The organism is Streptomyces sp. NPDC045968 (assembly GCF_056430475.1).
In genome coordinates this window covers 680522-700162 of the sequence record NZ_JBWKLF010000001.1, presented here as the reverse complement: position 1 = coordinate 700162, position 19641 = coordinate 680522, and the positions used below count along the sequence as shown (strand labels likewise).

General features: G+C 71.3%; 19 protein-coding genes. 9 read left to right on the top strand and 10 right to left on the bottom strand.

Going from position 1 to position 19641, the window contains the following annotated elements; genetic code table 11:
* The first annotated feature begins 267 nt into the window (after nt 1-267).
* Both AC07FA_RS03010 and AC07FA_RS03005 read left to right on the top strand, forming a co-directional pair.
* The gene (locus AC07FA_RS03010) at nt 268-1518 is read left to right on the top strand and encodes a cytochrome P450 (RefSeq protein WP_479072903.1); all 1251 of its coding nucleotides are present in this window, start codon (nt 268-270) and stop codon (nt 1516-1518) included.
* A gap of 61 nt (nt 1519-1579) precedes the next feature.
* Nucleotides 1580-2533, top strand: a complete 954-nt coding sequence (locus AC07FA_RS03005) for an AEC family transporter (protein ID WP_479072902.1) — start codon at nt 1580-1582, stop codon at nt 2531-2533.
* A 113-nt stretch (nt 2534-2646) separates the two neighbouring features.
* Here the strand turns inward: AC07FA_RS03005 and AC07FA_RS03000 are convergent, their stop codons facing one another.
* Nucleotides 2647-4569: a bifunctional glycosyltransferase 87/phosphatase PAP2 family protein gene (locus AC07FA_RS03000; protein WP_479073427.1), complete on the bottom strand. Its 1923-nt coding sequence runs from the start codon at nt 4567-4569 to the stop codon at nt 2647-2649.
* Nucleotides 4570-4878: 309 nt separating this feature from the next.
* On the opposite strand from AC07FA_RS03000, the gene AC07FA_RS02995 reads away from it, so the two are divergent.
* The gene (locus AC07FA_RS02995; protein ID WP_479072901.1) at nt 4879-5364 is read left to right on the top strand and encodes a GNAT family N-acetyltransferase; all 486 of its coding nucleotides are present in this window, start codon (nt 4879-4881) and stop codon (nt 5362-5364) included.
* A gap of 94 nt (nt 5365-5458) precedes the next feature.
* On the opposite strand, the gene AC07FA_RS02990 is transcribed toward AC07FA_RS02995, so the two are convergent.
* Complete coding sequence (locus tag AC07FA_RS02990) at nt 5459-7501, bottom strand: DHA2 family efflux MFS transporter permease subunit (RefSeq protein ID WP_479072900.1); 2043 nt, start codon at nt 7499-7501, stop codon at nt 5459-5461.
* A 137-nt stretch (nt 7502-7638) separates the two neighbouring features.
* Here AC07FA_RS02990 and AC07FA_RS02985 point away from each other — a divergent pair, with 137 nt between their 5' ends.
* The gene (locus AC07FA_RS02985) at nt 7639-8703 is read left to right on the top strand and encodes a peptidoglycan-binding domain-containing protein (RefSeq protein WP_479072899.1); all 1065 of its coding nucleotides are present in this window, start codon (nt 7639-7641) and stop codon (nt 8701-8703) included.
* 193 nt (nt 8704-8896) lie between these two features.
* Nucleotides 8897-9556 carry an HAD-IA family hydrolase gene (locus tag AC07FA_RS02980; protein WP_479072898.1) on the top strand — a complete coding sequence of 220 codons (660 nt, stop codon included), beginning with the start codon at nt 8897-8899 and terminating at the stop codon, nt 9554-9556.
* Between the two features lie 146 nt (nt 9557-9702).
* Here AC07FA_RS02980 and AC07FA_RS02975 read toward each other — a convergent pair whose 3' ends face one another.
* Nucleotides 9703-10443 carry an ABC transporter permease gene (locus AC07FA_RS02975; protein ID WP_479072897.1) on the bottom strand — a complete coding sequence of 247 codons (741 nt, stop codon included), beginning with the start codon at nt 10441-10443 and terminating at the stop codon, nt 9703-9705.
* Nucleotides 10444-10664: 221 nt separating this feature from the next.
* Here AC07FA_RS02975 and AC07FA_RS02970 point away from each other — a divergent pair, with 221 nt between their 5' ends.
* From AC07FA_RS02970 to AC07FA_RS02960, 3 genes are all read left to right on the top strand, one after another.
* Nucleotides 10665-11309 carry an HNH endonuclease family protein gene (locus tag AC07FA_RS02970; protein WP_479072896.1) on the top strand — a complete coding sequence of 215 codons (645 nt, stop codon included), beginning with the start codon at nt 10665-10667 and terminating at the stop codon, nt 11307-11309.
* Nucleotides 11310-11430: 121 nt separating this feature from the next.
* The gene (locus tag AC07FA_RS02965) at nt 11431-13116 is read left to right on the top strand and encodes an alkaline phosphatase D family protein (protein ID WP_479072895.1); all 1686 of its coding nucleotides are present in this window, start codon (nt 11431-11433) and stop codon (nt 13114-13116) included.
* 120 nt (nt 13117-13236) lie between these two features.
* A complete protein-coding gene (locus AC07FA_RS02960) occupies nt 13237-13683 on the top strand; it encodes a DoxX family protein (RefSeq protein ID WP_479072894.1) in 447 nt (148 codons plus the stop codon).
* Between the two features lie 137 nt (nt 13684-13820).
* Here the strand turns inward: AC07FA_RS02960 and AC07FA_RS02955 are convergent, their stop codons facing one another.
* On the bottom strand, nt 13821-14381 hold the full coding sequence (locus tag AC07FA_RS02955; protein WP_479072893.1) for a superoxide dismutase family protein: 561 nt from the start codon (nt 14379-14381) through the stop codon (nt 13821-13823).
* 194 nt (nt 14382-14575) lie between these two features.
* On the opposite strand from AC07FA_RS02955, the gene AC07FA_RS02950 reads away from it, so the two are divergent.
* Complete coding sequence (locus tag AC07FA_RS02950; protein ID WP_479072892.1) at nt 14576-15256, top strand: DedA family protein; 681 nt, start codon at nt 14576-14578, stop codon at nt 15254-15256.
* Nucleotides 15257-15287: 31 nt separating this feature from the next.
* Here AC07FA_RS02950 and AC07FA_RS02945 read toward each other — a convergent pair whose 3' ends face one another.
* From AC07FA_RS02945 to AC07FA_RS02920, 6 genes are all read right to left on the bottom strand, one after another.
* Nucleotides 15288-15512 carry a DUF2277 domain-containing protein gene (locus AC07FA_RS02945; RefSeq protein WP_382737189.1) on the bottom strand — a complete coding sequence of 75 codons (225 nt, stop codon included), beginning with the start codon at nt 15510-15512 and terminating at the stop codon, nt 15288-15290.
* Nucleotides 15513-15636: 124 nt separating this feature from the next.
* Nucleotides 15637-17028 carry a DUF1254 domain-containing protein gene (locus tag AC07FA_RS02940; protein WP_479072891.1) on the bottom strand — a complete coding sequence of 464 codons (1392 nt, stop codon included), beginning with the start codon at nt 17026-17028 and terminating at the stop codon, nt 15637-15639.
* Nucleotides 17021-18352, bottom strand: coding sequence for a DUF1254 domain-containing protein (locus tag AC07FA_RS02935; protein ID WP_479072890.1), 1332 nt, complete (start codon nt 18350-18352; stop codon nt 17021-17023). Before AC07FA_RS02935 ends, AC07FA_RS02940 begins: the two co-directional genes overlap by 8 nt.
* 1 nt (nt 18353) lies before the next feature.
* A complete protein-coding gene (locus AC07FA_RS02930) occupies nt 18354-18791 on the bottom strand; it encodes a DUF7144 family membrane protein (RefSeq protein WP_479072889.1) in 438 nt (145 codons plus the stop codon).
* Nucleotides 18792-18955: 164 nt separating this feature from the next.
* Nucleotides 18956-19270: a hypothetical protein gene (locus tag AC07FA_RS02925; protein WP_479072888.1), complete on the bottom strand. Its 315-nt coding sequence runs from the start codon at nt 19268-19270 to the stop codon at nt 18956-18958.
* 37 nt (nt 19271-19307) lie between these two features.
* The gene (locus AC07FA_RS02920; protein WP_479072887.1) at nt 19308-19523 is read right to left on the bottom strand and encodes a hypothetical protein; all 216 of its coding nucleotides are present in this window, start codon (nt 19521-19523) and stop codon (nt 19308-19310) included.
* Between the last annotated feature and the right edge of the window lie 118 nt (nt 19524-19641).

The window sequence follows — 19641 nt, the reverse complement described above, 5'->3', positions numbered from 1 at the left end:
GCCGCGCCCCGTCCGACCCTGATCCGCCGGGCAGCCCCTAGTACACGTTCTAGTTCTGCAAGCAGTCTTATGACGCTTACCCCCGGTACGCAAGGGTCGTGCACGCACCTCGCGTACGCGGCACGCGCCCCGTTGCACGGGGCGCGCCGCCCAGGCAACAGATCCGGCCACGGCTCTTGCGACTTGTAGAACTCGTTACTACCTTTCGGTCAACTTCTGATGGGTCGTCAGACAGTTCGCTGCCAGACCCGGAGTGGAGAGGTGCCCATGCGCTGCCCCCATCTGCCCGAAGGGTTCGACTTCACCGATCCCGACCTGCTCCAAGCCCGGATACCCCACCCGGAGTTCGCCGAGATGCGGGAGACCGCACCGGTCTGGTGGTGCGCCCAGCCCGCCGGGATCTCCGGCTTCGACGACGAGGGCTACTGGGCCGTCACCCGTCACGCGGACGTCAAGTACGTCTCCACCCACCCCGAACTCTTCTCGTCGCACACCAACACGGCGGTCATCCGCTTCAACGAGACGATCAGCCGCGACCAGATCGAGGTCCAGAAGCTGATCATGCTGAACATGGACCCGCCCGAGCACACCCGGGTCCGCCAGATCGTCCAGCGCGGCTTCACCCCGCGCGCGATCCGGTCCCTGGAGCGGGCCCTGCACAGCCGCGCCCGTTCCATCGCCGAGACCGCCCTGGCCGCAGCCGACGAGAACGGCTCCTTCGACTTCGTGACGAACATCGCCGTCGAGCTCCCCCTCCAGGCCATCGCCGAGCTCATCGGCGTGCCCCAGGAGGACCGGTCCAAGATCTTCGACTGGTCCAACAAGATGGCCGCGTACGACGACCCCGAGTACGCCATCACCGAAGAGGTCGGCACCGAGGCGGCCATGGAGATCGTCTCGTACGCGATGAACCTGGCGGCGGCACGCAAGGAGTGCCCGGCCAAGGACATCGTGTCCCAGCTGGTCGCGGCCGAGGGCGAAGGGAACCTCTCCAGCGACGAGTTCGGCTTCTTCGTCATCCTGCTGGCCGTCGCGGGCAACGAGACCACCCGTAACGCCATCAGTCACGGGATGCACGCCTTCCTCACCCACCCCGAGCAGTGGGAGCTGTACAAGCGCGAGCGTCCGGCGACCACCGCCGAGGAGGTCGTCCGCTGGGCGACACCCGTGGTCTCCTTCCAGCGCACCGCCACCCAGGACGTCGAGCTCGGCGGGCAGCGGATCAGGAAGGGTGACCGGGTCGGGCTGTTCTACTCCTCCGCCAACAACGACCCCGAGGTCTTCGACCACCCGGAGACCTTCGACATCTCCCGCGACCCGAATCCGCACCTCGGATTCGGCGGCGGCGGCCCGCACTTCTGCCTCGGCAAGTCGCTGGCCGTGATGGAGATCAACCTGATCTTCAACGCCATCGCGGACGTGCTGCCGGATCTGCGGCTGGTGGACCCACCACGGCGGCTGCGCTCGGCCTGGCTCAACGGCATCAAGCAGTTGCAGGTCAGTACCGTCACCGGCTGACCGGCACCCGGGGCCCGGCCCGCCGCGGAGAGGGCCGGGGCGCCCGGGGATCATGGGGGCCATGCACGCCCTGCTCTCCGCCTTCACGCCCATCTGGGTGCTCACCGCCGCCGGTTACGCGGCCGGGCGCAGCGGCCTCCTCGGGGAGCAGGCGGAGGCGGTGCTCGGCCGGTTCGTCTTCCATGTGGCCATGCCCGCCGCCCTGTTCATGATGGTGTCCGACGCGCGGCTGGGCTCCTTCGTGAACCCGTCGATGATCGCGTTCGGCGCGGGCACGGTGGCCGTCTGCGCGCTGGGTTTCCTTGCGGCCGGGCGGTTCTTCGGCCGCAAGACCGCCGACCGCGCGATCAGCGGGATGGCGTCCGGTTACGTGAACTCCGCGAACCTCGGCATACCGGTGGCCGTGCAGGTGCTGGGCGATGCCGCGTTCGTCGCGCAGATCATCCTGTTCCAGGTGCTGCTGGTGTCCCCGGTGATCCTGACCCTGCTGGACACGGGCACGGACCGGGGCCGCGTCCACTGGCGGCCGGTTCTGCGGCGCATGCTGACCATGCCGGTCCGCAACCCGGTCATCATGGCCTCGATGCTCGGCGTGCTCGTCTCGGCGACGGGCCTGCGGGTGCCGTCCGCACTCGGTCACTCCTGCGATCTGCTCGGCGCCGCCGCCGTGCCCACCGCTCTGATCACCCTGGGCCTGTCCCTGCACGGCCGCCGGGACCGGGCGGAGGCCACCGAGGCGCCGGGGAGCCGGGGGGAGCTCGCCGTGGCGGTCGCCCTCAAGACCCTCGTACAGCCGCTGGTCGCCTTCGGTGTCGCGCTGCTGCTGGGCCTGCCGGAGCACCAGGTGCTCGCCGTGGTCCTGTGTTCCGCGCTGCCGACCGCCCAGAACGCGTTCCTCTACGCCCGTCAGTACGGGCTGGACACCGCCCTGGCCCGTAACTCCGTGGTGGTCTCCACCGTGGTCTCGATGGCCACCCTGTCGCTCGCCGCCTGGGCCCTGGGGGCGGCGGGCTGATTCCCCCGAGTGGCGTAGTGGACCGCGGGGGCGGATGCTGGTGAGCGCGGCGATCCATGCCGAAGGGGTGCCGGGGCGGTGAGGACCGCCCCGGCACCCCTTCGGCGAGACGTCTAGCGCTTGCCGCCCACCTTCTCGGCGAGGGGGCCGGGCCCGGGTGCCGTGCCGAGGTCGTCCGCCAGGGCGTCCTCCTCCGGCCGGAGTGCGCGGGGCCCCGACAGGGCGTACGTCAGGCCGAAGCCCACACCGACCACCACCGCGCCGCCGACGGCGTCCAGCACCCAGTGGTTTCCGGTGGCGACGATCGCGCAGACCGTGAAGAGCGGATGCAGCAGGCCGAGCGCCTTCATCCACAGCTTCGGGGCGAGCATCACGATGACCACACCGCACCACAGCGACCAGCCGAAGTGCAGCGAAGGCATCGCCGCGTACTGGTTGGTCATCGACGTCAGCGTCCCGTAGTCCGGCTTCGCGAAGTCCTGTACGCCGTGGACGGTGTCGATGAATCCGAGGCCCGGCATCAGACGCGGCGGGGCCAGCGGGTAGAGCCAGAAGCCGACGAGCGCGAGGAGCGTGGCGAAGCCGATGGCGCTGCGGACCCAGCGGTAGTCGGCGGGCCGCCGTACGTACAGCACGCCGAGGATCGCGAGCGGGACGATGAAGTGGAAGGTCGAGTAGTAGTAGTCGAAGAACTCGCGCAGCCAGTGGATCTCCACGACCGCGTGGTTGGCCCAGTGCTCGATGTCGATGTGCAGCCACTGCTCGATGGAGTGGATCTGGCGGCCGTGTTCCTCGGCGGTGGGCCGCCCGGCGGTCGCCAGCAGCCGGACCTTGGCGTACGCGGAGTAGACGACGCGGATGAGCAGGAGTTCCAGCAGCAGATTGGGGCGGCTGAGCACCCTGCGCCAGAACGGCAGGAGCGGCACCCGTCTCCAGCGCGCCGCGACCGGCTTCGCGTAGTCCGTGGGAATGGGCTGCTGCCAGTACGGCGAGGCGCGCGGCAGGAACGGCGCGACGCAGGCCGCGCCGAGGGCGGCGATCAGCAGCACGTTGTCCCGTACGGGGATGACGGCCCCGATGTTCGGCAGGAGCATCTTTCCGGGCAGCGTGAGGACGAGCACCACGACGGCCGGCCAGACCAGCCGGTCGGAGGCCCGCTTGCCGACGCGGCCGACCACGGAGAGGAGAACCCAGAGCACCTGGTGCTGCCAGGCGGTCGGCGAGACGGCGACGACGACGCATCCGGTCACCGCGACCGCGAGGAGGAGCTGACCGTCCTGCGCGTACCGCACGGCGCGCCGCAGTCCGAGGAAGCAGACGGCCGCGGCCAGGGCGAGGAAGACCACGATCTCGGCGGGGCCTTCGAGGCCGAGGCGCAGGAGTGCGCCGTGCAGCGACTGGTTGGCCAGACTGTCCGGCCGGTCGCCGAGGCCCGCGCCGGCGACGTGGTGCAGCCAGTAGGTCCAGGAGTCGTGCGGCATCGCGGCCCAGGCCAGCGCGGTGCAGCCGGCGAAGGCGGCGCCCGCACTCGCCGCTGCCCGGCGGCGGCCTGTCAGCCAGAGGAGCGCGGCGAAGAGCAGCACGGCCGGCTGGAGAGCCGCGGCGATGCCGATGAGCACGCCCGAGGTGCGTTCGCCCCGGGCCACGAACCAGCCGAGGAGCACCAGCAGGACCGGCAGGATGCTGGTCTGGCCGAGGTGGAGCGCGTTGCGGACGGGCAGCGACAGCATGAGCAGGCTGATCGCGACGGGGGCCGCCAGGAACATCGTGCGGCGGCTCACCGGGGCCGGCAGGGCCCGCGCCGCGACGACACCGAGTGCGGCGACGAGCAGCAGCGAACCGCAGGTCCACACGACGCCGAGTGCCTGTTCGGCCGAGGCCGTCAGGGGTTTCAGTACGAGCCCCGCGAAGGGGGTGCCGGTGAAGCGCCCGGTGTCGTACAGGGACCCCGGCACGTGGAGGACCCCGTTCGGGCCGATCCAGGTCTCCAGATCCGTGAGGCGTTCTCCGGGCGGCTGCCGCAGCAGCGCCACCATCTGCCGTACGGCGAGTGCCGCCACGACCAGCCAGAGCACCACCCGGGTCGCCCCGGCCCCCGTCTCCGAACCCGTCGTGTTCCCGCGCACGCCCTGCTCCACATTTGCCACCCGCGCCGACCCTCCCACCGTTCCGTGCACGGTCCCCTCGACGCGGGGCTGTGCGGATGAAGCCTCTCATTGCCTCATGAGCTGGACACAATCAACCTCCTGGACACCTTCGGCCCGTGCGACGGCGGTCATGGAGAGACTTCGTGAGCTGCGTAAAGGCTTTCGCGATCCGATCACGCGGAAGTCAGAATGCACCACATGACGTGGACCGTGGCCCCCGAACGCTTCGACTCCCCCGACGCGGCTCTGCTGCGGCGGGACTATTACGACGAGGTCGCCAGCCGCTACTGGGGGCGGCCCGCGACCGGCCAGGAGATCGACGACGGGCTCACCGACGACGGCGCGGAGCGGCTGGTCGCGCCCACCGGGGAGTTCGTCGTGGGCCGGTTCGGCGGCAGGCCGGCGAGCTGCGCCGGGCTGCTGCTGGTCGACGCCGAGCCACGGGTCGCGGAGCTGACCCGGGTGTTCGTGCGCCCGGACTTCCGGTCCACGGGCGGGGGCGGTCTGCTGCTCGCCGCGATCGAGAGCGCGGCGCGGGATCTCGGGATACGGCGCATCAGGCTCGACACCCGCAACGACCTGGTCGAGGCGCGCGGGCTCTACGCCAAGCACGGCTACCGGGAGGTCCCTGCCTTCCACCACCGCAACCAGTACGCGGAGCACTGGTTCGCGAAGGAGCTCTGAGGTCGCGCCGCGGTTCGGGGCCGTCCACACCTGGTGGTCGCGCCGCGGTTCGGGGCCGTCCACACCTGGTGGTCGCGCCGCGGTTCGGGGCCGTCTACGCCTGGTGGTCGCGCCGCGGTTCGGGCATGTGCGGCCGGTCCTTGGTCGACCCGCTCACCTCGGCGGTCAGCTCCGCGACCAGATGGACCAGGTCGGTCGGCCGTTCCGGCCCCCACCAGTCACCGAGCAGTTCCGCGAGCGAGTCCTCGCGGGCCTGCGAGAGGCGGACCACGGCCTCGGCGCCCCGGTCGGTCAGCACCATCTGGAGCCCCTCGCGGCGGACCAGGCCGCGCTCCTCGATCTGACGGGCCGCCTCGTTGATCACCCGCAGCGGTACGGGGGCGACGTCGGCGAGCCTGGCGGGTTCGACGGCACCGTGCCGCTTGATGCGCAGCAGCAGCCAACTGGCCGCGGGCAGCAGGTCGTAGCCCGCTCTGGCGGTGATCTTCACATAGATGTCGCGGCGGCCCTCCCGGGTGGCGAGCACCGAGAGAGCGCGGGCGCATTCGTCGTACGAGGAGCGCTCGACCGGGTTAGACGCGAGGGTCTGACTGGTGTCGGGGGCGGTCACCGAGCCGCGCAGCTTGTCCTCTTTGAGGAACCAGGCGAAGACGAAGGCGATGACGACGACGGGAACCGCGTACAGGAAGACGTCGGTGATCGACGTCGAGTAGGCGTTGAGGATCGACGGCTGCAGCTCTGGCGGGAGCGCGCCGATGGCGCGCGGGTCGGCGGCCAGGCGTTCGGCGTCGACTCCAGGGGGCAGGGGCCCGCCGGACAGGGCCGTTTCGAGTTTGCCGGTGAGCCGGTTGGTGAAGATGGTGCCGAAAATGGCCACACCGAACGAGGCGCCGATCGAGCGGAAGAAGGTGGCGCCCGACGTGGCGACGCCCAGGTCCTCGTAACCGACGGCGTTCTGCACGACCAGCACGAGGACCTGCATCACCAGTCCGAGCCCCGCGCCGAACACGAAGAAGTAGATGCTCATCTCCCAGGTGGAGCTGGTCTCGTCGAGCCGGTGGAGCAGCAGGAGACCGGCCGCGGTCAGGGCCGTGCCCACGATGGGGAAGACCTTCCAGCGGCCGGTGCGGCTGACCACCTGGCCGGACCCGGTCGAGGTGATGAGCATGCCGAAGACCATCGGCAGCATGTGCACACCGGACATGGTCGGCGAGATGCCGTGCACCACCTGGAGGAACGTCGGCAGATAGGTCATGGCGCCGAACATGGCGAAGCCGACGATGAAGCTGATCACGGCGACGAGGCTGAAGGTACGGATGTGGAACAGCTTGAGCGGCAGTACGGGTTCGACGGCCCGCCGCTCCACGGCGATGAACGCGATCAGCAGGACCACGGCGAGCACGGCCAGACCGATGATCTTCGCCGACCCCCAGGCCCAGGTGGTGCCGCCCAGGGAGGCGACGAGCACCAGGCAGGTGGCGACGGAGGCGATGAGGAAGGTGCCGAGGTAGTCGATCGTGTGCCTGGTCCTGCGCACGGGGATGTGCAGGACGGCGGCGATGACGAGGAGTGCCACGACACCGATCGGCAGGTTGATGTAGAAGACCCAGCGCCAGCTGAGGTGTTCGGTGAAGAAGCCGCCGAGGAGCGGTCCGAGGACGCTGGTGACACCGAAGACCGCACCGAAGAGGCCCTGGTACTTGCCCCGTTCGCGCGGCGGGACGATGTCTCCGACGATGGCCATCGACAGCACCATCAGACCGCCGCCGCCGAGCCCCTGGAGGGCGCGGAAGCCGATCAGCTGCGGCATGTTCTGGGCGACGCCGCAGAGGGCCGAGCCGATCAGGAAGATGACGATGGCGGCCTGGAAGAGCTTCTTGCGGCCGTACTGGTCACCGAGCTTGCCCCAGAGCGGGGTCGCCGCGGTGGCCGCCAGCATGTAGGCGGTGACCACCCAGGACAGATGGTCCATGCCGCCGAGCTCGCTGACGATCGTCGGCAGCGCGGTGGCCACGATGGTCTGATCGAGTGCCGCGAGCAGCATGCCGAGAAGCAGTGCGCCGATGGCGACGAGGACGGTCCGTGTGGACCGCCCCTCGCCGGGGGCCAGGGGCGGTGGGCTCAGCTGCTGGGCCATGGGCATCTCCTTGGGTCCGCTTCACCCCCATCCTGGCCTTTGCGCCCCGTTATGGCCTGCCGAGCGGCCGGACCCCGTTGGGCTTCACGGTGGCGGGCTGCATAATCGCAGGCAGTTCACAGGGGAGGGGACCCACAATGACGGGACATGTATGCCCGGCGTGCGGTATGGAGCGAGGCCCGGAGCAGCCGGGGGCGGGAACGGAGTTCGGAGCGGGGGCGGAAGGGGGGCCCGGCGCCGGGGCCGGCGGTCCCGGGATAAGACCCGGCTGCGCCTGCGGAGACCGTACGGCGCAGCCGAGCGTTGACCAGCAGCGCGCCGCCCGCGCGGCGGAGACGGCCGCGGAGGTCGCCGCGGCCGAGGATTTCGACCCGCTCCGCATCCGTCCGTACGTGACGCTGGGCGATGCCCACACCGACGACGCCCCCGAGCCGGAGGACGGCGGCCCGGGGGGCGCGGCCGTGACGATGCCGCTGTTCCTCGACGTTCCGGCGGCGCGCCCGCTGCCGGAGACCGGGGCGCCGGACGGGACCGGACGGTGGACCACAGGCGGGTACGCGGCGGACGAGGACCCCGTACAACCGCGCCGTCGCCGGCCGTTCGCGGTCATCGCCGCGGGGGCGGCCGTGGCCGCGGTCGTCGGGACGGCCGCCTTCGCCGGGGGGCTGTTCACCGGGGACGACGGTCACACGGAAGCACTGCCGTCGGCGTCGGCGAGCGCCGAGGACATGAGCACGGGGCCGGCCGCGGTCGTGTCGGAGTCGCCTTCCGCGTCCGCGTCGCCCTCCGCGTCGGAATCACCCTCGGCCTCCGCTTCGGCTTCCGCGTCCGCTTCCGCCTCACCGTCGAAGCGTGCGAAGGCTTCCCGTACCGCCTCGCCCACCGCATCCGCCACGACGGCGCCCGCACCCTCGTCCCCGAGCGCGCCGGCGCCCGGCGCCTCGACGGCGGCTCCGCCGGCTCTGAACGGTTCCACGCTGCAACCGGGCGACAGCGGGGCCGAGGTCGCCGAGCTCCAGCGGCGTCTGAAGGAGGTCTGGCTCTACCACGGGCCCGTCGACGGCACGTACTCGGGACGGGTCGAGGACGCCGTGGCGGTCTACCAGTCGTACAAGGCCATCCAGGGTGATCCGGAGGGCGTGTACGGACCGAACACCCGGCAGGCGCTGGAGGCGGAGACCACGGGCCGGGACCGGAACTGAGGGGCGCCGCGTGCGGCGGGCCGGCCGGATTCGCATTCCGCGGCAGCTTTTTGTATCGTGGAGGAACAAAGTAGCCTCCGCCCGTTCACCCTGACCGGCGGGCGGGGCTACTTGTTTCCTTTACCCGTACTGCCCCTCTGCCCGCGTTCCGCACCGCGTGGTTCGCACTCCCCCCGCGTTCTGGAGCCTGCCGATGTCGGCCACCGTCCTCACAGCCCGCGCCCTCCTTCTGGACATGGATGGCACCCTCGTGAACTCCGATGCGGTGGTCGAGCGCTGCTGGACCCGCTGGGCGCTGCGGCAGGGCCTCGACCCGGTCGCCGTACTCAAGGTGGTCCACGGGCGGCAGGGGTACGCCACCATGGCGGTCCTGCTCCCGGAGCGCCCCATGGAGCAGAACTACGCGGAGAACCGCGAGCTGCTCGCCGAGGAGACCGCCGACGTCGACGGCGTGGTGCCCATCGGCGGCGCCCCGGCCTTCATGGCGTCGATCGCCGGCCTCCCGCACGCCCTCGTGACCTCGGCCGACGAGGCACTCGCCCAGGCCCGGATGACGGCCGCGGCGCTGCCGATGCCGTCGGTCCGCGTCACCGCCGAGCAGGTGGGCGCCAGCAAGCCGGACCCGGAGGGCTTCCTCAAGGGCGCGGCCGAGCTGGGCTTCGACGCGGCGGACTGCGTCGTCTTCGAGGACTCGGAGGCGGGCATCGCGGCCGGCCGGGCAGCGGGCATGCGGGTCGTGGGCGTCGGACCGCGCGCCGCGGCGCTCTCCCCCGACGCCCATGTCGATGACCTGACGCGGCTCCGGGTGGAGGCGGCCGCCGACGGCTCGATCCGTCTGCACGTCGGGGCCTGACCGCACGGGCTCCGACGGGGCCGAGGCGCACGGCCCCCACCTGACCGCCCGGTCCCGACGGGACCGCACGGGCTCCGACGGGACCCGACACCGTACGGCGCCCGACCGCCCGGCCCGCCCCCTGCACATCAGGCGGCGCCCCCCTGTCACACCGGGTCGCGGCGGAGCAGGCCCCGCGCCACCAGTTCCAGTACCAGCGCGACGGCCACCGCCTGCACCGCCATCAGCGCCACCAGGACGAACAGCTGGACGGCTCCCGCCTCCACCGGTGACGCGCCGCCCAGCAGCATGCCCACGAAGGCCCCCGGCAGGGTGACGAGCCCCACCGTCCGGGTCTGGTCCAGCCCCGGCAGCAGCGCGTCCGCGGCCACCGGGCGCGCGATCTCCAGCCGGGCGTCCCGGTCGAGCAGCCCCAGCGCCATCCCCGCCTCGACCTCACCGTGCCGCACCGCGAGCTCGTCCAGCGCGCGGCGCCCCCCGAGCACGGTCGCGGTGAGCGCACCCCCGATCAGAATGCCCGTGACCGGGATCAAAGCGATGCCCCGGAGCGGGACGAGGCCGGTCAGCAGCAGCGCGACGACGACGGGCACGACCGCGGCCCCGATCGGCAGGGCGGCCCACCGCCAGGTGTGATTACCGGTGATCCGGCGCCCGGCGGTCCACACCGCGACGGCGAACATCAGCGCCACGAAGCCGAGCAGGGGCGCCAGGGAGTGGACCACCCAGCCGATGAGGGCGGAGACGGCGGCCAGTTGGACCGCCGCCCGCAGCCCGGCGACGACGATCTCCCGCGAGCGGCCGAGCGAGGCCCACGCGGCGACAGCGGCCGCGAACGCCAGGAGCACGGCGAGGACGATCCCGAGCGTCACATTCACCGGAAGCAGCACGCGGCCACCTTAAGACCGCCCACCCCTTGAGCCGTGCGCTCAACACCCCTCCCCTCCGCGGCTTCAGACCGACCATCAGGCGGTTCTGTCCAATCTCTTGATGTGACGTGCGCATGTCGTCACCCTGTTACCTGGCGCCCACCCCCCGGAAACCTGGCGCCGCCACGATGGCCGGGCCCCACAGGGACCCGCCAAATGCCCCCCACATCAAGGGAGTTCGCATGTCAGGTATCTACGCGCGTCGCGTTGCCGTCATCGCCGCGTCCGCCGCCCTCGCCGCCACCACGGGGCTCCTCAGTGCCCCGGCCGCCCAGGCCGCCATGCCCACCCCGGTCTCCGCATCCACCGCCCGCACCTATCTCGGCCAGCTCACGGTGAAGACCGAGGGCTCGTCGACCGGCTACAGCCGTGAGATGTTCCCGCACTGGATCACCCAGTCGGGCGCCTGCAACACCCGCGAAGTGGTCCTCAAGCGGGACGGCACCAACGTCCAGCAGGACTCCAGCTGCGCGGCGGTCAGCGGCAGCTGGTACTCGGAGTACGACGGAGCCACCTGGACCGTGGCGTCCGACCTCGACATCGACCACATGGTCCCGCTCGCCGAGGCCTGGCGCTCCGGAGCCAACAGCTGGTCCACGTCCCAGCGCCAGTCCTTCGCCAACGACCTGACGCGCCCGCAGCTGATCGCGGTCACGGACAACGTCAACCAGGCCAAGAGCGACCAGGACCCGGGCGAGTGGCTGCCCTCGCGCACCTCCTACCGCTGCACGTACGCACGCGCCTGGGTGCACGTGAAGCACTACTACGGCCTGAGTGTCGACTCCACCGAGAAGAGCGCCCTCCAGTCGGTCCTGAACGCCTGCTGACCCCTCCCCCACCAGTAGCCACCCCGCCCGGCCCCGAAAAAAGGCCGCGCCGAACCGCCCCGCCCCCCTCCGTCGTTCCGTACGGTACGAGCCATCTGTTACGGCGACGCGAGGGGGCGGCATGGCCAGGCTGCGACTGGGACCACTGCTGCGGTACGTCGACTGGGAGTCGGCTTCGTCGGCTACCGTCTGGATCGAGGCCGACCGGCCGTGCACGGCGGAAGTCCGGTGCGCGGACGGAGCCTTCGGCTCGTCCCCGACCTTCGCGGTCGCCGGGCATCACTACGCCCTGGTGGTCGTGACGGGACTGACGCCGGGCACGACGACGGCGTACGAGGTGCTGCTCGGCGGGCGGCGGGTGTGGCCGCTCGACGACTCCCCCTTCCCCGAGAGCACGATCACGACGCCCCCGCTCACCTCCGAGGAGGCACCGGAGCCGGTCCGGATCGCCTTCGGTTCCTGCCGCTGGGCGGCCCCTCCCGCGGACGGCCACGACCCCGTCGGCCCCGACGCCCTGGATACGCTCGCCGCCCGTCTGGCCGCCGACCCGGACGCCGTACGGCCCGACGCGCTGCTCCTCCTCGGCGATCAGGTGTACGCGGACGAGACCTCGGAGGCCACCGGGCGCAGACTCGGCGCGCGCCGGGAGCTGAGCGAGCCCCCCGGGGCGGAGGTCGCGGACTACGAGGAGTACACGTTCCTCTACGACGAGTCCTGGGGGGACCCCGAGGTGCGCTGGCTGCTGTCCACGGTCCCCAGCTGCATGATCTTCGACGATCACGACGTGATCGACGACTGGAACACCAGCGCGGCCTGGCTCGCGGAGATCCGCGCCACCCCCTGGTGGAACGAACGGATCGTCAGCGGCCTGATGTCGTACTGGGTCTACCAGCACCTCGGCAACGTCTCCCCCGCCGTACTGGCCGCCGATCCCCTCTACGCGGCGGTGCGCGCCGCACCGGACGGCACCGAACTCCTGCGCCGGTTCGCCGCCGAGACCGCGGCCGAGCCCTCCCGCACCCGCTGGAGCTACCGGCGCGTTTTCGGCCGAGTCCGGGTGCTGATGGTGGACACCAGGGCCGCCCGGGTCCTCGACGAACAGCAGCGCTCGATGCTCAGCGCCGAGGAGGCCCGCTGGATACACGAAGAGGCGCTCGGCGACCCCGGATCGTATGACCATCTTCTGATCGGCACCTCGCTGCCGTGGCTCCTGCCGCCTCTCATCCATGACGCGGAGAGCTGGAACGCCGCCCTGTGCCGCGGCGAGCGCGGCGGGCCCGACGGGCGCTGGGCGCGCTTCGGGGAGAAGCTGCGCCGCGCTTCCGACCTGGAGCACTGGGCAGCTTTTCCCGGTTCGTTCCGTCGACTGACGGAGCTGCTGCGGGAGGCGGGGAGCGGTCCGGACGCGCCGGCGACGGTATGTGTACTGTCGGGCGATGTGCACCATGCGTACATCGCGGAGTCCGAGTGGCCCGCGGCCACCCCCGATGAGGCTCCCGCCGCGCGCATCCTGCAGCTGACCTGCTCACCCCTCCACAACTCGATTCCCCGCCCCATGAGAGCCGGCTTCCGTTTCGGCTGGAGCCGGGCGGGACGGTGGCTCGGCGGGCTCCTGGCACGCCACGCACGGATGGGGACCCCGCCGGTGCGCTGGCAGAAGACGGGCGGACCGTGGTTCGGCAATCAGCTGATGACCCTGACGCTCCATGGCCGAAACGCTGCGCTGACTTTGGTTCAGGCCAAGGGGAAGTCGCGCGACGCGCAGTTGGAGACCGTTCTCGATCGAAATCTGACCATCGATGAATGAGTGATTTTCAGCCGCACGGTGAAATGTTGAACTTGCAAGTAACAGTGAGGTCTACCTAACCTGAGGCGCCCAGTCGGCAATCGGTTCACGTCCCCCACCCGACCGAAGGAGCCCTCCCCCATGTCCATACGCCTGACTCAGGCCCAGCCCTACGCGCTCGCGGCGTTCCGCGTCGTCGTCGGCTTCCTCTTCGCCTGCCACGGCGCCGCGTCGCTCTTCGGAGTGCTCGGCGGCACCAGCGTCCCGTCCGCCACCTGGCCCGGCTGGTACGCCGCGGTGATCCAGCTCGTGGGCGGAATCCTGGTCGCGCTCGGCCTCGGCACCCGGATCGCGGCCCTGATCGCCTCCGGCTCCATGGCGTACGCGTACTTCAAGGTCCACCAGGGCGAGGCCCTGTTCCCCCTGCAGAACGGCGGCGAGGCTTCCGCGATGTTCTGCTGGGCCTTCCTGCTGCTCGTCTTCACGGGCCCCGGGGCCCTGGCCGCAGACCAGCTCTTCTCCTCGCGCGGCAACTCCGCGCACGACGCCGGGCGCCCGCGCGAACAGGCGTCCGCCGTCACGGTCTGACCGCTCGACGAAAGCGTCCGGCTCCCCGCCGCCCCGGGGAGCCGGACGCTTCGCGTGGGGTGGAACGTGACCGCAGCCGCCTCACGCGCAACGCGGCCGGAGCCGTCTCACGCGCAACCAACGGGGCCGGAGGCGTCTCACGCGCTCCCGTACGACCCGAACGGCACGGTGAAGCACGCCAGCCGTTCACCGGTGCCGCCCCGCCCGTCATGGATCACCACCGAGCGGGCGCCCTCCTTCCGGAAGCCCCACGCGTGCCGGGCCGACGCGGAACCGTTTCCCTCGCCGTCGGTCGCGAAGTCGAGCCACACCTCGTTGGCCGGGTCGCCATGGCCCCCGGCGCGGTGCTGGTAGTGCGGCCCGGCCGCTTCCGGGTCGGCGCCGCAGGGCGAGGTGTGCACGTGCATGCCGTACGCGTGGTCCGGGAGCAGCCCGCCCAGCCGGGCCTTCACGGCCGTTCCCGACGTGTCCGAGCGCTGGGTGATCTCGATGGTGGCCGCCGCCGGGACACGGTCCATGTCGTACGTGATCGCGCTCGGCGGGACGAACGCGTTCGGCGGCGAGAAGGAAGCGTGCGACCGCATCCAGAACCCCCCACCGACGCCGTCGGCGCCACTGACACCACCGGCGAGCATCACCAGGGCCGTGGCTCCCGCCACTGCTCCCGCCGCCCGCATGACCGTCCATGCTGCCACCACGTCCTGCTCCCTGCTGTCGTCGGTCCCCTCCCTCTGCCGTTACGCACCCTCCCCAAGGTGCACGTGAGCTGCACAACATCACCCACCCGAGGTGATGTCCAGGTAAACCGCGGGCGTACGCTGTACAGCTGGCCCTGCCGCCCCTGCCGCTCCCCTGCGACGTCGCGGCGTTGACACGAATCGGGGAGTAGAAAGTGCTTGAGAGTGTGGGCGCGCTGACCGGCAGCCCATGGATCTACGCAGTGGTCGGCCTCTCGGTACTCCTCGACGTGTTCCTGCCCGTACTCCCCAGTGGAGTCCTGGTGATCATGGCGGCCACGGCCGCCGCCGCAGGGTCGACCACGGTCGCCGGCTCGGCCGGGGAAGCGACGCGGCAGGTGCCGTCGCTGCTCGCGCTGGTCCTGTGCGCGGCCACCGCCTCGGTGCTCGGTGACCTCGTCGCGTACCGCGTCGCCTGGCGCGGCGGCGACCGGCTGGACCGGGCCATCGCCCGCTCGCGCCGCCTCACCACCGCGCAGGAACGTCTCGGCGCGGCGCTCAGCCGGGGCGGTGGCGCCCTCGTCGTCATCGCGCGGTTCGCACCGGCCGGCCGCTCCGTGGTCTCCCTCGGCGCGGGCGCGGCACACCGCAAGGTGAAGGAATTCCTGCCCTGGTCGGCGCTGGCAGGTGTCGCCTGGGCGGGCTACAGCGTGGGCCTCGGCTACTTCGGCGGCCAGTGGATGGGCACCACCTGGCTGGGCACGGCGGTCTCGGTCGTGACTCTGGCTCTCGTCGGCGCCCTGGCAGCCTTGGTCGTACGCCGCCCCTCCGCGGCGGGAGCGGAAGCCGCGACAGCGGCGCAGTCCCCGGCCCCTGCGGTCGCCGCCGGTCCCTGACCGGCCGGCCGCTCACCCGGCCCGCGGTCCCTCAGCCCGCCTTGGCCGCGCCCCGTATCTCCAGGCTGTCGAGCAGCCGGTGGGTGGCCTCGGTGATCTCCTCGACGGCGCGGTCGAAGGCTTCGCGGTTGTGCGCGGCGGGCGCGCGGAAGCCGGACACCTTGCGCACGTACTGGAGGGCGGCGGCCCGCATGTCCTCCTCGGTGGCCTCTTCGGGGAGGGCGGGTGGGCGGAGGGTCTTGATACTGCGGCACATGAATCCAGTGTGTACCGGACCACTGACAACGGACAGGGGAACCACCCGCCCCGCCCCCGGCCACCTAGCGCCGCCCCGCCCGCCCCTGGCCACCTCAGCCGGCCAGGCCGCTGAGCGCGTCCCCTCACCCACGGTCCGCTTCCACCCGCTCGATGACCGGGATGACGTAACTTCCGTCGAGAACGGCCTGCTCAGGGGTGTAGAGCCGGAGCATGGGCCGGAAGTCCCCGTCCGGCGCGGGCAGCCAGTTGGCCGCCGCGTCCGCGTCCGCGGGCCGGTCCTTGGCCAGGTGCAGCGTCAGGGAGCCGTCGGCCGCGTACACGAGTCCGGGCGTACGGTCGCCGATCGAGTAGCGGCCCGCCGGGTTCTCGACGAGGTAGTAGTCGGGGACGTCGTACATGGTCACCGACCAGAACGACTCGACCGGCGGCGGCTCCTCGAAGCGCAGGACATAGGAGTGGGCCCCGTTGAGCGGCCTGCCCCCGGAGTCCTGGAAGGTGTGCGCGTAGACCGCCTCGTAGCCGTGGTTCCCCCACAGCCCGATCCGCGCCGCCGCCGCTCTGACCAGGTACGACGCCTCGCGGTCCGCGATCTTCCACTCCGGGGAGTCGATCGTTCCGACGCCGAGGTGGTCGAGGTTGTAATCGAAGAGGTGCGGATTGGTCTCCCAGGCCCCCGGGGCCGCCCGGTCCGCTTCCGGCGCCGGCCGGGTGGCCGCTTCCACCCGCGCCTTGCCCCGCGCCAGCCCCTCCGTCAGCGCCTGTACGAGGGCGGGGCCGGCGGGAACGTACGGCGAGGGCCCCTCCTCCAGAAGCCCCAGCGGCTGGAACCGGTCCTGGTAGGCCCGGTCCTCGGCGGACGGCGGGAAGTCGGCCATCCAGACCCGGAGCTGCTCGAAGAACCGCAGCTCTTCCGGTACGCCGGCGTCGGGTCGGGGCAGCCCGGTGCGGTGCGGCGCCGAGTCGAGGTGGCTGAGCGTGAACTGCCGCTGGAGCGCCTGGACCCGGGGCAGGTCCTCGGGCCCGTCGCAGGCGTTGCGGCCCACCACCGTCACGAGGGAGGTCGGCGCGTCGATCACCCCGCTCATGCCGTCGGGCACGGTGCCCGACCAGCCGGGCGGCACGATCAGCCAGTCGCCCTCGCCCGTACCGGTGGCACGGCGTCCGACGTAGGCGAAGTTGTTGCTCCACACGTCCACGAACTGGAGCACGTAGTACGCGCCGTCGGTGTCGGGAACATGGAGCGTGATCGGCCCGCCGGACAGGTCGAGTTGGGCGATCGAGTACACGGTGTCGTTGTTCACGGACACGAAGCGCGCGTCGGGCGCGGCGAGTTCGCCGGAGTGGGCGAACACGTTGAAGGGGGCGGGAGGCAGTGCGCCGAAGCCCTTGCGCAGGAAGGTCTCGACCATCGACAGATCGAAGACCAGCGGATAGCCGTAGACATAGGCCTCGGCGGCCAGCTCGACGAGCTCTTCGGGCGTCTCCACCACGGGTGTTCCTCTCGTCTCAGTCACGCACGGCGAGCGTCGGCATGGACCAGCTGCCGTCCAGTACGGCGGGCTCCGGACCGTAGACGCGAACGGCGACCGTGAAAGGACCGTCGGGCGCGGGCAGCCAGTTCGCCGCCTGCTCCGGGTCCTGCGGCATGTTCTTCTGTACGTACAGCGTCAGCCCGCCGTCCGCGTCATGGACCAGCCCGGGGGTACGGTCCCCGATCGAATAGCGGTCGACGGGGTTGTCGACGAGCAGCCGTTCGGGCAGCCGGTACATGGTGGCCGACCAGAAGAACCGGGCCGGCGGCAACTGTCCCGGGGGAAACCGGACGACGTAGTCGCGCGCGGACGCGTCCGGCGGGCGGTTGCCCCGGTCGTCCTGGAGCCAGCCCGCGTACCAGGCCTCCGCGGCCGGGAGCCCGTACAGCCCCTTGTCGACTCCGACGGCGCGCGTCAGATAGTCGTCGCCGTGCTCGGCCCGCGTACCGAACCAGCCGGTGGAGTCGGAGGCGTCGTTCTTCGCCGCCTCCAGCACGGCCCGCGCGTCGGCGATGCCCTGTTCCACCGCGGCCAGGATGTCCGGCTTCAGCGCGGAGGGCTCGAACTCCCCGCGGCCGTCGACACCCAGCGCGGCGAGTCGCTCGCGCAGCTCCCGTTCGCTCTCCAGGACCGGGAAGAACTGGAGCAGGAAGTCGAGGAGCGTGAAGAACTCCGCGGTGTCCAGGTCCTCTTCACGCCACACCGGCCACACGGGTTCCTCGACCGGGTGGGGCGCCGCCGAGTCGAGGAACTCCGACAACGGCCGCAGCCGGTACTGCTCCTGGACGGCCCGCAGCGCGGTCACGTCGCCGGGTCCCGCCAGATACGTACGCCCGAGAACGCCCACCACGAAGGTGTCCGCGCGCAGCACCCCGGCGACCTTGTCCGGCACGTCACCGCGCCAGCCGGGCCCGGCGACCAGGTAGTCCCCGGCTTCCCGCCCGGTGGTGCGGGCGCCGACGAACCCGACGTACGAGGTGTCGAGGTCGTGGAACGGCAGTACGTAGTACCGGTCGACGGCGGGCACGGACACCACCCACGGCTCGGCCCGCAGGTCGAGCCAGGCCCAGGAGTACGGGGTGTCGTTGTTCGGCGTCACCACGTCGGTGTCGGCCGGGGTGAACGGCTGGGAGTAGTGCCGGAAACGGCCGAAGCCACCGACGGAACGAGGATCGTCCGGGTCGATGGCCTGGGGGTACATCGTGCGGTAGTTCTCCAGGAGCGGGTATCCCCAGACCCAGGCCGAGGCGGCTGTACCGCGCGCCTCCTCGGCCGTCATGGGTCCCGCCGCGTGGTCCGCTGCCACGTCAGAGGGCCTGCTTCGAGCGGTCGGTGCACAGGGCCCAGATCACGAAGACGTCGATGGCGATCGAGACGATGGCCCAGACCGGCTGGTACGGCAGCCAGATGAAGTTGGCGATGATGCTGAGCGAGGCGAGCCCGACACCCACACCGCGGGCCCAGCCGGCGCCCTTCAGGATGCCCCAGCCGACGAACAGCAGGATCACGCCGAGGATCAGGTGGATCCAGCCCCAGGTGGTCACGTTGAACTCGAAGACGTAGTTGTTGATACGGGCGTACACGTCGTCGGTCGCGATGCCCGCGATGCCCTTGATGACCGCGAGAACACCGTCCACGAACAGCAGGACACCGGCGAACACCGTTCCGCCGGTGGCCCACGCGCTGCCGCCGCCGTCGCGGTTCGCCCGCGGTGCGTTTCCGGACGCGGGTGCTGACTGTGACATGGGGACTCCTTCGCCGTGCAGGCTCGTCGGCCTGCGGTTCTGGTTCGCCGCGCAGACTCGTCGGCCTGCGGTTCTGGCCTGCGTTCACGTCCTGCGGATTCAGAACCGACCCTGCGCGCCCCCCACCCGCCCGACCACTCGACGGCACCCGAACGGGTGAATCCTCACGGCGCGGTGACGGTCACGACGTGCCCCTGGACGTCGACGGTGAGCGCGACCCGCTCGACCCGGTTCGTCAGAGCCACCACCGCCCACACGGCACCCCACAGCAGGCACGAGAAGACGGTCAGAATGGCGTGCAGCACGTGGTTCACCGGCTGCCCGCGCACGAGAACGGCCTGAGTCGCGGACCGCGACTCCACCCGCCACCCGTCGGCGATGCGCTGGTTCACCACCCAGTCGAGGATCAGACCGCGCCGCAGGGCATCAAGCGGCGCGCCGTCGCCCTCGTAATACCCGGGCGGTGGCTCGACTGACATCAGGCCCTTGGGCCCACGACGGCGACGCATCACGGACTCACCCCCAGGTATCGAGATCCCCGCCGCGCCACTCGATCAACTCCGGCTGATCGAGATCGATCTCTTCGGCCCCGGCGGCCAGCCCGGCCCGGCGCAGCAGGGAAGCCACGTCCCCGCGCCCGTGCGCCAGCCCCACGATCTGACCGTGCACGGTCACTCGCCGCCCTCCGGTGGTCGAGGGCGGATACACGATGACGGGCGGGTGACCGGACATGTATCCACGGTGCGCCCGGCCGGGTCGGGACGCATCCCGGGCACGCTTTCCTGCGGCCGGCGGGGTTTACGCGGGCGAGTGAGGTCGGTCAGGGCGAAGGCAGGCGGTCCGGTCGAAG

Excerpts from the sequence above, each read along its gene's own strand:
- AC07FA_RS02980 (WP_479072898.1), top strand. The coding sequence starts at position 8,897 with ATGTCGGCCACCGTCCTCACAGCCCGCGCCCTCCTTCTGGACATGGAT.
- AC07FA_RS03000 (WP_479073427.1), bottom strand. The coding sequence starts at position 4,569 with ATGGTGGCGCTGCTGCGGCAGCCGCCCGGAGAACGCCTCACGGATCTG.
- AC07FA_RS02985 (WP_479072899.1), top strand. The coding sequence starts at position 7,639 with ATGACGGGACATGTATGCCCGGCGTGCGGTATGGAGCGAGGCCCGGAG.
- AC07FA_RS02995 (WP_479072901.1), top strand. The coding sequence starts at position 4,879 with ATGACGTGGACCGTGGCCCCCGAACGCTTCGACTCCCCCGACGCGGCT.
- AC07FA_RS02930 (WP_479072889.1), bottom strand. The coding sequence starts at position 18,791 with ATGTCACAGTCAGCACCCGCGTCCGGAAACGCACCGCGGGCGAACCGC.
- AC07FA_RS03010 (WP_479072903.1), top strand. The coding sequence starts at position 268 with ATGCGCTGCCCCCATCTGCCCGAAGGGTTCGACTTCACCGATCCCGAC.
- AC07FA_RS03005 (WP_479072902.1), top strand. The coding sequence starts at position 1,580 with ATGCACGCCCTGCTCTCCGCCTTCACGCCCATCTGGGTGCTCACCGCC.
- AC07FA_RS02970 (WP_479072896.1), top strand. The coding sequence starts at position 10,665 with ATGTCAGGTATCTACGCGCGTCGCGTTGCCGTCATCGCCGCGTCCGCC.
- AC07FA_RS02960 (WP_479072894.1), top strand. The coding sequence starts at position 13,237 with ATGTCCATACGCCTGACTCAGGCCCAGCCCTACGCGCTCGCGGCGTTC.
- AC07FA_RS02925 (WP_479072888.1), bottom strand. The coding sequence starts at position 19,270 with ATGTCAGTCGAGCCACCGCCCGGGTATTACGAGGGCGACGGCGCGCCG.
- AC07FA_RS02990 (WP_479072900.1), bottom strand. The coding sequence starts at position 7,501 with ATGGCCCAGCAGCTGAGCCCACCGCCCCTGGCCCCCGGCGAGGGGCGG.
- AC07FA_RS02920 (WP_479072887.1), bottom strand. The coding sequence starts at position 19,523 with ATGTCCGGTCACCCGCCCGTCATCGTGTATCCGCCCTCGACCACCGGA.
- AC07FA_RS02965 (WP_479072895.1), top strand. The coding sequence starts at position 11,431 with ATGGCCAGGCTGCGACTGGGACCACTGCTGCGGTACGTCGACTGGGAG.
- AC07FA_RS02945 (WP_382737189.1), bottom strand. The coding sequence starts at position 15,512 with ATGTGCCGCAGTATCAAGACCCTCCGCCCACCCGCCCTCCCCGAAGAG.